The organism is Bradyrhizobium sp. WSM4872 (assembly GCF_055811715.1).
In genome coordinates this window covers 1-12,721 of the sequence record NZ_JBVVPT010000014.1, presented here as the reverse complement: position 1 = coordinate 12,721, position 12,721 = coordinate 1, and the positions used below count along the sequence as shown (strand labels likewise).

At 63.8% G+C, this 12,721-nt stretch carries 12 protein-coding genes; 6 read left to right on the top strand and 6 right to left on the bottom strand.

The genetic code is table 11. The features are described from left to right. Positions 1–106 precede the first annotated feature (106 nt). A complete protein-coding gene (locus AC0L3C_RS19705; RefSeq protein WP_473280113.1) occupies positions 107–553 on the top strand; it encodes a GNAT family N-acetyltransferase in 447 nt (148 codons plus the stop codon). 95 nt (positions 554–648) lie between these two features. Continuing rightward, on the top strand, positions 649–870 hold the full coding sequence (locus AC0L3C_RS19700; RefSeq protein WP_473408749.1) for a hypothetical protein: 222 nt from the start codon (positions 649–651) through the stop codon (positions 868–870). A 13-nt stretch (positions 871–883) separates the two neighbouring features. Here the strand turns inward: AC0L3C_RS19700 and AC0L3C_RS19695 are convergent, their stop codons facing one another. The 3 genes from AC0L3C_RS19695 to AC0L3C_RS19685 form a co-directional block, all read right to left on the bottom strand. Next, positions 884–1,054: a hypothetical protein gene (locus AC0L3C_RS19695; protein WP_473265377.1), complete on the bottom strand. Its 171-nt coding sequence runs from the start codon at positions 1,052–1,054 to the stop codon at positions 884–886. A gap of 237 nt (positions 1,055–1,291) precedes the next feature. Further along, positions 1,292–3,283, bottom strand: coding sequence for a hybrid sensor histidine kinase/response regulator (locus AC0L3C_RS19690; protein WP_473265379.1), 1,992 nt, complete (start codon positions 3,281–3,283; stop codon positions 1,292–1,294). A gap of 166 nt (positions 3,284–3,449) precedes the next feature. Continuing rightward, the gene (locus tag AC0L3C_RS19685; protein ID WP_473265381.1) at positions 3,450–4,019 is read right to left on the bottom strand and encodes a bifunctional transcriptional activator/DNA repair enzyme AdaA; all 570 of its coding nucleotides are present in this window, start codon (positions 4,017–4,019) and stop codon (positions 3,450–3,452) included. A gap of 129 nt (positions 4,020–4,148) precedes the next feature. Between AC0L3C_RS19685 and AC0L3C_RS19680 the strand changes: the two genes are divergently transcribed. Then, positions 4,149–4,568: a nuclear transport factor 2 family protein gene (locus AC0L3C_RS19680; RefSeq protein WP_473265383.1), complete on the top strand. Its 420-nt coding sequence runs from the start codon at positions 4,149–4,151 to the stop codon at positions 4,566–4,568. A gap of 256 nt (positions 4,569–4,824) precedes the next feature. On the opposite strand, the gene AC0L3C_RS19675 is transcribed toward AC0L3C_RS19680, so the two are convergent. Beyond that, positions 4,825–6,651, bottom strand: a complete 1,827-nt coding sequence (locus AC0L3C_RS19675; RefSeq protein ID WP_473408748.1) for an ABC transporter ATP-binding protein/permease — start codon at positions 6,649–6,651, stop codon at positions 4,825–4,827. Between the two features lie 212 nt (positions 6,652–6,863). Between AC0L3C_RS19675 and rpmE the strand changes: the two genes are divergently transcribed. Beyond that, positions 6,864–7,091, top strand: a complete 228-nt coding sequence (gene rpmE / locus AC0L3C_RS19670) for a 50S ribosomal protein L31 (RefSeq protein WP_007599895.1) — start codon at positions 6,864–6,866, stop codon at positions 7,089–7,091. Between the two features lie 154 nt (positions 7,092–7,245). Here the strand turns inward: rpmE and rcdA are convergent, their stop codons facing one another. Further along, positions 7,246–7,755, bottom strand: coding sequence for a protease adaptor protein RcdA (rcdA, locus tag AC0L3C_RS19665; protein ID WP_007605503.1), 510 nt, complete (start codon positions 7,753–7,755; stop codon positions 7,246–7,248). Positions 7,756–8,259: 504 nt separating this feature from the next. Next, positions 8,260–8,451, bottom strand: a complete 192-nt coding sequence (locus AC0L3C_RS19660) for a DUF1192 domain-containing protein (protein ID WP_473265387.1) — start codon at positions 8,449–8,451, stop codon at positions 8,260–8,262. A 111-nt stretch (positions 8,452–8,562) separates the two neighbouring features. Here AC0L3C_RS19660 and AC0L3C_RS19655 point away from each other — a divergent pair, with 111 nt between their 5' ends. Continuing rightward, a complete protein-coding gene (locus tag AC0L3C_RS19655) occupies positions 8,563–9,561 on the top strand; it encodes an NAD(P)H-quinone oxidoreductase (protein WP_007605500.1) in 999 nt (332 codons plus the stop codon). Between the two features lie 154 nt (positions 9,562–9,715). Continuing rightward, positions 9,716–12,592, top strand: a complete 2,877-nt coding sequence (locus AC0L3C_RS19650) for an EAL domain-containing protein (protein WP_473265388.1) — start codon at positions 9,716–9,718, stop codon at positions 12,590–12,592. Positions 12,593–12,721 lie beyond the last annotated feature (129 nt).

Below are 12,721 nucleotides of genomic sequence, written 5' to 3'. Positions count from 1 at the left end.
CCACACCGTCATGGCCGGGCTTGTCCCGGCCATGACGGGCCTCGGTCCACGCGGGGAGAAGGGCGTGGATGCCCGGGACAAGCCCGGGCATGACGGCCTACGTAAAATGACCGCCCTCCGCGTCCGCCCTTACCTTCCAGAGGACGAGGCCGCCTCGATCGAGCTCTGGCATCGCACCTGGCAGCAGGCCTATCCGCAGATCGACTTCGCGGCACGGCTGGACTGGTGGCGCGAGCGCTGGCGCAAGGAGCTGGTGCCGAAGGCCTCCATCGTGGTCGCGGAGCAGGACGGCACGCTGACCGGCTTCGTCACCATCGACGGCGACGGCTATCTCGATCAGCTCGTGGTCGATCCCGCGCATTGGGGCTCGGACGCGGCGCGGCTGTTGCTGGATGAGGCCAAGCGCCTGTCGCCTGCGGGCGTGACGCTGCTCGTCAACAAGGACAACAGCCGCGCCATCCGCTTCTACGAGCGCAACGGCTTTGCGCATGCCGGCGACGAGGTGAACCCGACCTCGGGCCGGCCCGTGCTGAAGATGGAATGGCAGCCTTGATTCTGGCGGACGTGACGCCCGTCACGTCGGGATCCCGGGACGTCGGCTAGTCGTTGTGCCCGGAAGTTGCGCCGGCAAGCGGATGGAGATGCCCCATGAAACTGAGCGATCTGGCCAAGGGGTCTTCGGTCCTGCTCGGCGTCATCGTCTCCGGATATGTCTCGACCAGCTATGTCGACCAGCGCCTCGCCACGCCGGTCAAGACCACGAGTGCTCCGACGAATGGCCTTGGGGCATCGGCCTGTGTCGACGAGGACGGGAGCTGGAAGAACTGGCCCTGGCCGAACGTGCCGGCGCTGTCGCCGAAGTGCCGATAAGCGGTGCTGTTCGTCAATTCGCTGCCATGTGCTCTCGGTTCAAGCGGAGTTCGAGATCGAACTGCCAGCTTTCGGCCTGGCGGATCGCGCGGTGGCTGTCTTCGCGAAGCCGGATCGACTCCTCGATCGCTCGCTGCGCCCGCTCTAAAAGCTCGAGGGTTTCCTTGCTGAATGGCTGGGCCATGAGGCGCACTCCCGTTGAGGCGGGAGCACAAATCATCTCTCAGGCACCGACGCCTACGGACGAGCCTTTGGCCGGCGATACCTGATTAGGCGCCACATCTGGTGGAACTGCAAGGTTCATACACGCGGCTCAGGGGCGGGCTGCCCTATCCGAAATTCCGGAAGCCTACGATTGCGCGCGCATCTGTGGCGGAACTAACCTCTTCAAATCGTCAAGACGCTCGATCTGAGGCCTAGTTCATTCGTTCTGGTCGAGAATCTCTCGCACCCTCAGTGCAAGCTTCGCTTGGGAAATCGGCTTCTCCAACAGATTGACGCCTTCATCAAGCCTTCCCTGGTGCACGACGGCATTACGCGAATACCCGGTCATGTACAGGATTTTCAGCTCCGGTCGAATTTGGTGCGCGCGCCTGCCAAGTTCGCGACCATTGATCCCCGGCATGACCACGTCGGTGAGAAGAAGATCCACCTTCGACTCGTCCTGCAGGAGAATGGTCAGGGCCGCTTGGGCGCTGCGGGCCGAGAGGACACGGTAGTTGAGATCACGAAGGACGTCAGAAATATAGACGCGCAGATCTTCATCATCCTCGACCACGAGAATGGTCTCGAATATCTCACCCTCGGCGAGCTCCTCAGGTGCCACTTCCTCATGTCGGACACTGCCGGTGAAGCGCGGGAAATACATCTTGATCGTCGTGCCTTGCCCCACCTCGGTATAGATTTTTGCGTGGCCTCCGGATTGTTTGACGAAGCCATAGACCTGACTTAGCCCAAGCCCGGTGCCGTGGCCCGGCTCCTTCGTGGTGAAGAAGGGCTCAAACGCGTGATTGAGAACGTCCCGCGACATTCCGACGCCTGTGTCAGTCACGCAGATAGCGACGTACTGACCGGGCGCCAATTCCGGATTGAGCCGACAGTAATCCTCGTCGGCGGCGATGTTGGCAGCTTCCAGAGTCAGCTTTCCACCGTCAGGCATGGCGTCGCGAGCGTTGATTGCCAGGTTGACGATGGCCGACTCCAGATGATTGGCATCGGCTTCAATTTGCCACAGACCCGCACTTCCGACCGTTTGGACTTCGATGCTCTCCCCCAGCGTACGCTGGAGGAATTCCTGCAGACCATTGACGTAGTTGTTCACGTTGATCGGCTTGGGATCGAGCGCCTGTCGTCGCGAAAATGCCAACAAGCGACTGGTCAACGCCGCGGCTCTCTGCGCGCCTCGTTTCGCGTTTGCGAGCGCCCGGTTCAGATTGGCTCCGGGCGCCTTGGCGTGCCGCTCAGCTGTTTCGAGATTGCCAAGGACGATCATCAGCAGATTGTTGAAGTCGTGCGCGATTCCGCCGCTGAGTTGCCCCACCGCTTCCAGCTTTTGGGATGCGGCGAGTTGCTCCTGAACGTGTTTGAGTTCGTCCTCGGCGCGCTTCCGGTCCGTAACGTCGCGCGTGACCTTGGCAAACCCGACGATGTTGCCGGCCTCGTCCGTAATGCGATCGATGATGACCGACGCCCAAAAGCGGGAGCCATCTTTTCGCAGGCGCCACCCTTCCGCTTCAAACCGCCCATGCTCCGCCGCCTCTAAAAGTGCACGCTTGGGCACACCGAGTTCGATGTCCTCGGGCGTGTAAAAAGCGCTGAAATGCCGGCCAATGATCTCCGGCGGCGCGTAACCCTTGATTCGCTCCGCACCGGGATTCCAGGTTGTCACGTTGCCGAGCGGATCGAGCTGAAAGATCGCGTAATCGACCACCGCCTCGATCAGCTGACGGTAGCGCCGCTCGCTGTGGAGAAGCTCTTCATGGGCTTGCTGACGCTCGGTTACGTCTCGCGTGACCTTGGCGAAGCCGATCAGCTCACCAGCCTCGTTGCGGACGGCATCGATGATGACCGATGCCCAGAAACGGCTTCCATCCTTGCGGACTCTCCATCCCTCGGCGCTGAAGCGGCCTGCTTGCGCTGCGACGCTCAAGGCGCGCTCCGGGAGCCCTTTGGTGCGATCGTCGGGCGTATAGAAGGACGCGAACGACTTGCCGATGATTTCGTCCGGCGTGTAGCCCTTCAGCCGCTGCGCGCCGGAGTTCCAGCTGCGGACGGTGCCGTCTATGTCGATCATGTAAATGGCGTAATCAACGATCGCATCGATGAGCAGTTGAAGTCGCGCGGTATCGTCGATCCCGTCAAGTTTTGACTGAGGGGTCTGCAAATGGCCGGCTCCGATGAGGGGGGACAACATACAACTGCAAAGTCACTACATCGTTCCGCGCTCTGGCTGCCGCCCTTTGCAATTCGACTTTCGCTTTGTGGGACTGGAGTCCGCTAAGGCGGTTGTCAGACTTCAGAAAAAGCTGATGAGCACGTCGGCTAAGGCTACAAGCTGACCAACGTTGGCAATGCCTGTCTCACGCGGATACTTTACGACGCTGGCGAATGCTGGACGGAGAGCGTCCATAGAGCTCGCGAAAGGCGGCGTTGAACCGGCGCACGCTGCCAAAGCCGGACCGGTAGGCGATCTGGGCAAATTGATCATTCGTCTCGTCCATTAGGCGCTTCGCCCGCTGTACACGCATGGTCTTTGCTACCTGCTGGGGGCTGGCCCCGACATACCGCTCGAACAGACGCGCAAGATGGCGCGAGCTTACCCCGAGCCGATCGGCGAGTGCAGCAACCGAACCGTCGTCCAACGCGCCACCATCGATCAATTTCAAGGCGCGCGCGACTGTCGAGCGCGTGCCATTCCAGGCAGCACAGAAGGGCGCGGTCTCCGGACGGCAACGCAAGCAAGGCCGATATCCTGCGGCCTCGGCGGCCGCCGCAGTTTGATAGTAGGCCACGTTACGGGTCAACGGCTGCTTCACCGGGCAAACCGGACGGCAGTAGATTCGCGTGGTCCTCACTGCCGTGTAGAAGCGGCCGTCATAGCGCGGATCACGCTGCAAGCGCGCGGTGTTGCATACCTCAAAACTGAGCATGACTCATTTTAGCGTAGACCGCCGCCAAAAGAATAGCCCTGAGATGATCAGGTCCGATTCCGGCCAGCGATGTCGATGCGCTCTTCCTATAAGAGAGCCCAGATCCGCTGAGCACTTGGAGAAGAAGAAATGAACAGCACGAATCCTAAAGAGATCGTCATCAATGCCTGGAAGACTTTCAAAACCCGTGATGCCGGCTTGATCGCGGAGCTGTTTACTCCCGATGCCGAATGGATCGCGCCGGCCGGAAACGCCACCGCAGTCGCTCTCAAGCACACCGACCACATGATTGGACCGGATCAAATCGCACGCTTCATTGCCGCGGAAATGCACCATCTGTTCTCGAACGTCGAGATCACGTTTCTGGGCCTTCATGCCGATGGTAACACTGTGGTGGTCGAGGAGCGGATGCGGGCCACTCTTCCTGGAGGCAAGCCCTACGAGAATGACTATTGCTTCGTCTTCGTCCTTTCGGGCGACCGCATCAAGCTGGTTCGCGAATATATGGACACCCGAAAGGGCTGGCAGATGATCTTCGAGCCGCTTTGAAAACTGCTTTGGGACACAAACCGACGTCTATCGGCGGAAGCCAATGGAGTCGGAGTCCGTTCGACTGCACGGCGGTAGCGAAGGGAGACGATGTCGCGCGAAGCGCCTACCAAAACCTCCGCTGTCATTCCCCGCGGAGGCGGGGAATCCAGTACGCCGCGGCTTATCGATTGATCACTTCCGTGTCGGAGTACTGGATCACCCGCTTTCGCGGGTGATGACCTGTGAGTGGAGCGGCGTTCCAAGCGCCCTCGCCTCACGCCCCCTCGAACTGCAACCGCGCCAGCCTGGCATAAAGCCCGTTCGCAGCAACCAGCTCCGCATGCGTGCCCTGCTCGATGATCCGGCCCTGGTCCATCACCAGGATGCGGTCGCAGGACAGCACGGTGGCGAGGCGGTGCGCGATGACGAGCGTGGTGCGGTGGCGCATCAGCTCTTCCAGCGCGGTCTGCACCAGCGTCTCGCTTTCGGCATCGAGCGCGGAGGTGGCTTCGTCCAGCAGCAGCAGCGGCGCATCGCGCAGGATGGCGCGGGCGATCGCGATGCGCTGGCGCTGACCGCCTGACAGCGTCACGCCGCGCTCGCCGAGCGGGGTGTCGAAACCTTCGGGCAGGCGGCGGATGAACTCGGCGGCGTGCGCGAGCTCGGCGGCGCGCTCGACCTCGGCGTCGGTGGCATCGGGCCGGCCGAAGCGGATGTTGTCGCGGGCGCTGGCCGCGAACACGTTGGATTCCTGCGGCACCAGCGCGATGCGCGAACGGAAGTCACGCGGATCGGCGGATTTGACCGGCACGCCGTCGAGCGAGATCGCGCCGCTGCGCGGATCGTAGAAGCGCAACAGCAGATGAAAGATCGTGCTCTTGCCGGCGCCGGAGGGACCGACGATGGCGACCTTCTCGCCGGGGCGCACGGTGAACGAGACGGCATCGAGCACGTTGACGTCGCGCCGCGCCGGATAGGCGAAGCTGACCTGGTCGAAGCCGACTTCGCCGCGCGCCGGCACCGGCAGCGCGCGCGGCGAAGTGGGCGCGGTGATGTCCGGCTGCACATGCAGGATCTCGAACAGGCGCTCGGCAGCGCCTGATGCCGCCGAGATCTCGCCCCAGACCTCGCTGAGCTGGCCGAGGCCGGCCGCGGCGAAGGCCGCATAGAGCACGAACTGGCCGAGCCGGCCCGGCGTGATGGTGCCTGTGAGCACGTCGTGCGAGCCGATCCAGAGGATCGCGACCACGCTGGCGAACACGATGAAGATGATGATGGCGGTGAGCACGGCGCGCGCCTGCGTGGACGTGCGCGCGGCTTCATAGGCCTGCTCGACCTCGCCGCCGAAACGCTTCTCGGCGAGGCTCTCGCTGGTATAGGCCTGCACGGTGCGGATCGCACCGACCAGCTCGCTCGCATAGGCGGAGGCCTCGGCCAGCGTGTCCTGCGCATTGCGCGATAGCCGCCGCACCCAGCGCCCGAAGGCGACCAGCGGCAGCACGATCAGGGGGATGGCCAGCAGCACGAAGCCGGATAGCCGCGGGCTGGTGATCACCATCATCGCGGCAGCGCCGAAGAACATCATCAGGTTGCGCAGCGCAATCGAGACCGAGGCGCCGACGGAGGATTTGATCTGGGTGGTGTCGGCGGTCAGGCGCGACACCAGCTCGCCGCTGCGCGCGGAATCGAAGAAAGCCGGCGACAGCGACAGCAGATGAGCAAAGACGTCGCGCCTGAGATCGGCGACGATGCGCTCGCCGATCGTCATCACGAGGTAGTAGCGCGCGGCGCTCGCCAGCGCGAGCACGGCGACGACGGCGATCATCACCGAGAAGTAGCTGTTGATCAGCTCGATGCCCTCAGGCGTCAGGCCGAAATCGATCATCCTGCGCACCGCGACCGGCACCAGCAGGGTGGTCAGCGCCGCGATCGTCAGCGCCACGAAGGCCAGCGCCGCCCGGCCCCGATAGCGCGCAACATAGGGCGCGAGCGCCAGCAGCGGCCGCAGCTTCGCGCGGCTTTTCGCCGGCGCCTCGATCAGGTCGGCCTCGATCGACGGGGCTTCCGCGGGCCCGGTTTCAAGCCGTTCTACTGCGCTCATGAGATCCGACCAAAAGACAAAGAGAGGTGCTCCGCTCCAGATAGGCCGGGCGAGCGGGAGTGGCAAATCCGGGATGTCCCTTAGGGGGCCGCCCGGTCCCCACCTAAGGCCCTGCAATGGCTTGTTTTACAGGGCCTCGTGGGGTATAGACCGCGCCAAATCCGTCATTCGATAGCCACTCAAGTGAGGCGCCGGGGCGCCGAGGAATTGCCATGAAAGCCGAAATTCACCCGAACTATCATACGATTAAGGTCGTGATGACCGACGGAACCGAGTACCTGACCCGCTCCACCTGGGGCAAGGAAGGCGACACGCTGAACCTCGACATCGACCCCAAGTCGCACCCGGCCTGGACCGGCGGCAACGCCCAGCTGATGGATCGCGGCGGCCGCGTCTCGCGCTTCCAGAAGAAGTTTTCGGGCTTTCTCAAAAAGGATTGATCCGGCCCCTCGAGGCTGGAGACGAAAACGCCCCCGGAGAGCCGGGGGCGTTTTTTGTTTTCTATCGCTGTCATTCCGGGGCGGCTCGGAGAGCCGAACCCGGAATCTCGAGATTCCAGGTTCGCGCTTCGCGCGCCCCGGAATGACGGAGGCCCTACCGCTCGAACGCCGCCTTCAGCGCGTTGAGATGCGGCACCAGCGGGTTGCCGATCGAGGAATGATCGACCGGCGGCGTGTGGATGGTGGTGTCGAGGCGGCGCACGCGAGTCTGGAGGCTCATCGAGCGATGGATCAAATCCTGGAGCTGCGACGGCAGCTTCTCGATGGTGTCGGTTGAGCCGGGATCGGCGGCGGAAAGCTTGACCTTGGTTTTTTCGCGGTTGGCCTGGCCCAGCGTCATCTCGCCTTCCTTCACCGCGCGGTGCAGCAGCAGCCACGAGGCCAGCTGCATCAGGCGGGTGGTCAGGCGCATGCTCTCGGTCGCATAAGTGAGGCTGACGGCGCGATCGAGCGCCTTGGCCTCGGTGCGGCCGGCGCCATCGAGATAGGCGGCGGTCTCCTCGACCAGGTCCATGCCCTCGCGGAACAGGACGCCGAACGCCGCAGAATTGGTGAACCGCTCGCTGAGTTGAACGAGAGCGCCCTCGGCTTGCAAACGTTCCATGGTTAACGCCCCTTACGCAACTGTCTGACTGCCCGGCTTTGGCGCCGGCTTATGATGAACAAATCATTGCGCGCTGGGAGCGCCGAGTCCAGTTACAAGCGCGGATATGGTTTCCGCGGGTCTTTGCCCGGAATTCAATCCGGGCGAGCCTCAAAAAGGTGGGGCTGGGCGCAAAAAAAGAGCCGCCGGAAAACCGGCGGCTTTGAAAGTTGATAACAGGGAGGCGTCAAACAGAGTGGACAGGAGCCACTCGGTGTCCAAACAAGGACAGTTCCCAGTCATAAACTCGAAAGCTTAATGTGGAGTAAACGAGCGATTATTTTGAGGGTTCGTTAGCCATGTCGGTCAGTGGCCTAGTGGGCGGTGGAACAATCAACCCGTCATGCCCGGGCTTGTCCCGGGCATCCACGTTCTTTCTTTCGGCGAGACATCGAGAACGTGGATGGCCGGGACAGGCCCGGCCATGACGCGGTGGAAGCAGCGCGCGCTTCCCCTTCCAATGCTCTACGACTTGAAGACGCTGTTCGCCGCGTCGCGCGAGGCGCGCTTTTTTGTTGTGGCTTCTTCCAACCTTGAGATCTCGCCCTTGAGCAGCGCGATGCGCTCGGTCAGTTCCTCCACTGACAAGAGTGAGAGATCCTGTCCGATGTCATGGCTGATCTTCTTGCGCGGACGGTCGTCGTCTTCCATCGCCATCCTTGTTCCTCCTGCGTTCGCATCACAAGCGGCTGAGGCGGTTGCCAGCCTGCATTGCGCTGGCTAAGCAATGGCCTCGTTCCATCCCGCACCTTTGCTCAAGGACACATCATGGACAAGCTGCCCGCGCAAATGACCGTGGTCGCCATCTCGAAACCTGGCGGACCGGAAGTGCTGGTGCCGGAACAGCGGGCGCTGCCGCAGCCCGGGCCCGACGAGATCCTGGTCAAGGTGCAGGCCGCCGGCGTCAACCGGCCGGACGTGGCGCAGCGCTCCGGCGCCTATCCGCCGCCGCCCGGCGCCAGCGACCTGCCCGGCCTCGAGATCGCCGGCGAAGTGGTGGCCGTCGGCAGCAACGCCAAGCGGCACAAGATCGGCGACAAGGTGATGTCGCTGGTCGCCGGTGGCGGCTATGCGCAGTACTGCATTGCCCAGGACGGTCAGGCGATGAGCGTGCCTCCGTCGCTGTCGATCAAGGAAGCCGGCGCACTGCCGGAAACGCTGATGACGGTCTGGCACAACGTGTTCGAGCGCGGCGGCCTGAAGGCCGGCGAGACGCTGCTGATCCACGGCGGCTCTTCCGGCATCGGCACCATGGCGATCCAGCTCGCCAAAGCGTTCGGCGCGAAGGTGATCGTCACCGTGGGATCGCAGGACAAGATCGATGCCTGCCTCAAGCTCGGCGCCGATCGTGCCATCAACTACAAGACGGAAGACTTCGTCGCCGTGGTCAAGGCGGAGACCAACAATGCCGGCGCCAATCTGATCCTCGACATGGTCGCCGGCGACTATGTCGATCGCAACTATGACGCCGCCGCGCTCGACGGCCGCATCGTGCAGATCGCAACCCTCAACGGGCCCAAGGTCACCGTCAACATCGCCAAGGTGATGGTGAAGCGCCTCACCCATACCGGCTCGACGCTGCGCCCCCGTAGTAATGCGGACAAGGCGGCGATGGTGGCCGCGATCGAGGCGAAAGTGATGCCGCTTTTGCGCGAAGGCCGGGTCAAGCCGCTGATGGACAGCACTTTCCCGCTGGAAAAGGCATCCGACGCGCACCGGCGGATGGAGACCTCGGCACATATTGGCAAAATTGTGTTGGAGGTCTAGGCCAGCGGCCCACAGGGCAAGCCGGAAACCCTTTGATTTTCCTTGCTTTCGTGGCATCTATCGCGACGCACCGAACCCCCTTGTTCCGTTCGGAAAACGCCGTGCACCGAAGAGCCTGCACCGAAGAGTTTGCGTCGAACGCGGAGAACTGACCTTGCGTCTGATCAGGTGCCTCGCGCCCATAGCGCTGGGCCTCATGATTCTCGTCTGCGCGTTCCCGGCGCGCGCGCTCGACGCTGTCAGCGTCCGCGGTGACGCGCCCGCGATCGACCTCACCGGCGTGCTCGAGCATCAGCGCAGCGACGCCGACCGCATCCAGGTCTCCACCGCGCCCGGCACCGACGGCATCGTCCGCCGCATCGAGGTGCGCGCCCGCGAAGGCGGCCAGAACTGGGTGGTGTTCGCGCTCGCCAACAACACCGACGACCAGCTCGACCGCCTGATCGTCGCCCCGCATTACCGCATCGTCTCCTCGGGGCTGCTCTGGCCCGATCTCGGGCTGTCGCGCATCGCGACTATCACGCCCTCGATCGGCGACCGGCCGGAGCGGCAGGAGAGTCCGACCGCCGACGTCTTCCGCATCACCCTCGATCCCGGCGCCGTCGTCACCTTCGTCGCGGAACTGCGCACCGACAAGCTGCCGCAGCTCTATCTGTGGGAGCCTGAATCCTACAAGGACAAGGTCAACTCGTTCACGCTGTACCAGGGCATCGTGATCGGCATCTCCGGCTTGCTGGCGCTGGTGCTGACCATCCTGTTCGTGGTCAAGGGCAGCATCATGTTCCCGGCCGCCGCGGCGCTGGCCTGGGCGGTGCTGGTCTATATCGGCGTCGATTTCGGCTTCTGGGGCAAGGTGCTCGACATGTCGAACAACGCCGAGCGCATCTGGCGCGCGGCGGGCGAGGCGATCCTGGCGGCGACGCTGCTGGTGTTCCTGTTCGCCTATCTCAATCTCAGTCGATGGCACGTGCGCTACTCGCACATCACGGTGGGCTGGCTCGCGTTCCTGGGCTCCCTGGTCGCGCTGGCCCTGTTCGATCCCGCCGTCGCCTCCGGCATCGCGCGCATCTCGCTGGTGCTGATCGCCTTCGCCGGCTTCGCGCTGATCGTCTATCTCTCCACCCACGGCTTCGACCGCGCGGTGCTGCTGATTCCGACCTGGTTCCTGCTGGTGGTCTGGGTGGTCGCGGCCGGCATGACGGTCGCAGGCTCCGTCACCAACGACATCGTCGGCCCGGCGCTACTCGGCGGCCTCGTGCTGATCGTGATGCTGATCGGCTTCACGGTGATGCAGCATGCCTTCGCCGGCGGCGGCGCCACCACCGGCGTCGTCTCCGACATCGAGCGCCGCGCGCTCGCGCTGGCCGGTTCCGGCGATTTGATCTGGGACTGGGACGTTTCCGCCGACAAGGTCTTCACCAGCCCCGAGACCGAGGCCCTGCTCGGCCTCAAGCGCGGCACGCTGGAAGGCCCGGCCGCCTCCTGGCTGGAAGTGCTGCACCCGCTCGACCAGGACCGTTTCCGCGCCGCGCTCGACAGCGTGCTCGACCAGCGCCGCGGCCGCCTGGTGCAGGATTTCCGCCTGCGCACGCCGGACGGTCATTTCATGTGGTTCGCGCTGAAGGCGCGCCCGGTGGTCGGCTCCGACGGCGAGGTCTCGCGCGTGGTCGGCACCCTCACCGACGTCACCGAGTTGCGCAACGCCGAGGAGCGCCTGCTGCACGATTCCGTGCATGACAATCTCACCGGCCTGCCCAACCGCAAGCTGTTCATGGACCGGCTCGGCGCCGTCGCGCATTTCGCCAAGACCATGCCGACGCTGCGGCCCACGCTGATGGTGATCGACCTCGACCGCTTCAAGCAGGTCAACGATTCCGTCGGCATCGCCGTCGGCGATTCCATCCTGCTGACGCTGGCCCGCCGCCTCACCCGCATCCTGAAGCCGCAGGATACGCTGGCGCGGCTCGCAGGCGACCAGTTCGGCCTGATCCTGCTCTCGGAGCAGGACCCCGCCCGCATCACCGCCTTCGCCGAGACCATCCGCAAGACCATCCGCGCGCCGATCGCCTTCAACGAACGCGAAATCTTTCTCACGGCCTCGATCGGCCTCGCCTTGTCCGATCCGCAAGTTCAGCTCACGGACGAGATCATCAAGGACGCCGAGCTTGCGATGTATCACTCCAAGCGCATCGGCGGCGACCGCATCGACGTCTACAAGTCCGCGATGCGCGCGCGAAAAACCGACCGGCTGACGCTGGAGAGCGAATTGCGCCGCGCCATCGAGCGGCAGGAGCTCACGATCCTGTACCAGCCCATCGTGCGCCTCGAAGACCGTTCGGTGGCCGGCTTCGAGGCGCTGGTGCGCTGGGATCATCCCAAGCTCGGACGCATGGCACCGTCGGAATTCATCACCATCGCGGAAGAGACCGGCCTGATCATCGACCTCGGCATGTTCGTGCTCGACCAGACCGCCAAGCAGCTCTCGATCTGGCAGCGCGCGATGCGCTCGCGCGAGCCGATCTTCGCATCGGTCAACGTCTCCTCGCGGCAATTGCTGCGCCACGACCTGATCCACGACATCCGCACCGTGCTGTCGCGCTCCTCGGTCGCGCGCGGCACGCTGAAGCTGGAACTGACGGAATCGCTGGTGATGGAGAATCCGGAGCATGCGGCGCAGATGCTGACGCGCATCCGCGAGCTCGGCACCGGGCTGTCGCTCGACGATTTCGGCACCGGCCATTCGTCGCTGGCCTATCTGCAGCGCTTCCCGTTCGACACCATCAAGATCGACCAATCCTTCGTGCGCACCACCAACCGCGGCACCCGCCCGGTGATCCTGAAGTCCATCATCGCGCTCGCGCACGACCTCGGCATGGACGTGGTCGCCGAAGGTGCCGAGACCGATTCCGACGCGGTCGAGCTCTACCAGATGGGCTGCGAATATGCGCAAGGGTTTGCCTTCGGCGAACCCATGGATGCCGACGCCGCGATGCGCCTGCTCACGGAAGTGCGCTTGGAAGCGGCGAGCTAGCTCTTCTTTCCCTCTCTCCTTGAGGGAGAGGGTCCGCTCGCAAAGCGAGCGGGGGTGAGCGACTATCTCTGTTGTCAAGTTGCATTGGCGTAGGCGGTGCGCGCATCGCGTGCCTTGGCGTTGAGGCGG

What these genes read in the sequence shown, in the direction of transcription:
- AC0L3C_RS19705 (WP_473280113.1), top strand. Translation starts at nt 107, where the DNA reads ATGACCGCCCTCCGCGTCCGCCCTTACCTTCCAGAGGACGAGGCCGCC.
- AC0L3C_RS19700 (WP_473408749.1), top strand. Translation starts at nt 649, where the DNA reads ATGAAACTGAGCGATCTGGCCAAGGGGTCTTCGGTCCTGCTCGGCGTC.
- AC0L3C_RS19695 (WP_473265377.1), bottom strand. Translation starts at nt 1,054, where the DNA reads ATGGCCCAGCCATTCAGCAAGGAAACCCTCGAGCTTTTAGAGCGGGCG.
- AC0L3C_RS19690 (WP_473265379.1), bottom strand. Translation starts at nt 3,283, where the DNA reads ATGTTGTCCCCCCTCATCGGAGCCGGCCATTTGCAGACCCCTCAGTCA.
- AC0L3C_RS19685 (WP_473265381.1), bottom strand. Translation starts at nt 4,019, where the DNA reads ATGCTCAGTTTTGAGGTATGCAACACCGCGCGCTTGCAGCGTGATCCG.
- AC0L3C_RS19680 (WP_473265383.1), top strand. Translation starts at nt 4,149, where the DNA reads ATGAACAGCACGAATCCTAAAGAGATCGTCATCAATGCCTGGAAGACT.
- AC0L3C_RS19675 (WP_473408748.1), bottom strand. Translation starts at nt 6,651, where the DNA reads ATGAGCGCAGTAGAACGGCTTGAAACCGGGCCCGCGGAAGCCCCGTCG.
- rpmE (WP_007599895.1), top strand. Translation starts at nt 6,864, where the DNA reads ATGAAAGCCGAAATTCACCCGAACTATCATACGATTAAGGTCGTGATG.
- rcdA (WP_007605503.1), bottom strand. Translation starts at nt 7,755, where the DNA reads ATGGAACGTTTGCAAGCCGAGGGCGCTCTCGTTCAACTCAGCGAGCGG.
- AC0L3C_RS19660 (WP_473265387.1), bottom strand. Translation starts at nt 8,451, where the DNA reads ATGGCGATGGAAGACGACGACCGTCCGCGCAAGAAGATCAGCCATGAC.
- AC0L3C_RS19655 (WP_007605500.1), top strand. Translation starts at nt 8,563, where the DNA reads ATGGACAAGCTGCCCGCGCAAATGACCGTGGTCGCCATCTCGAAACCT.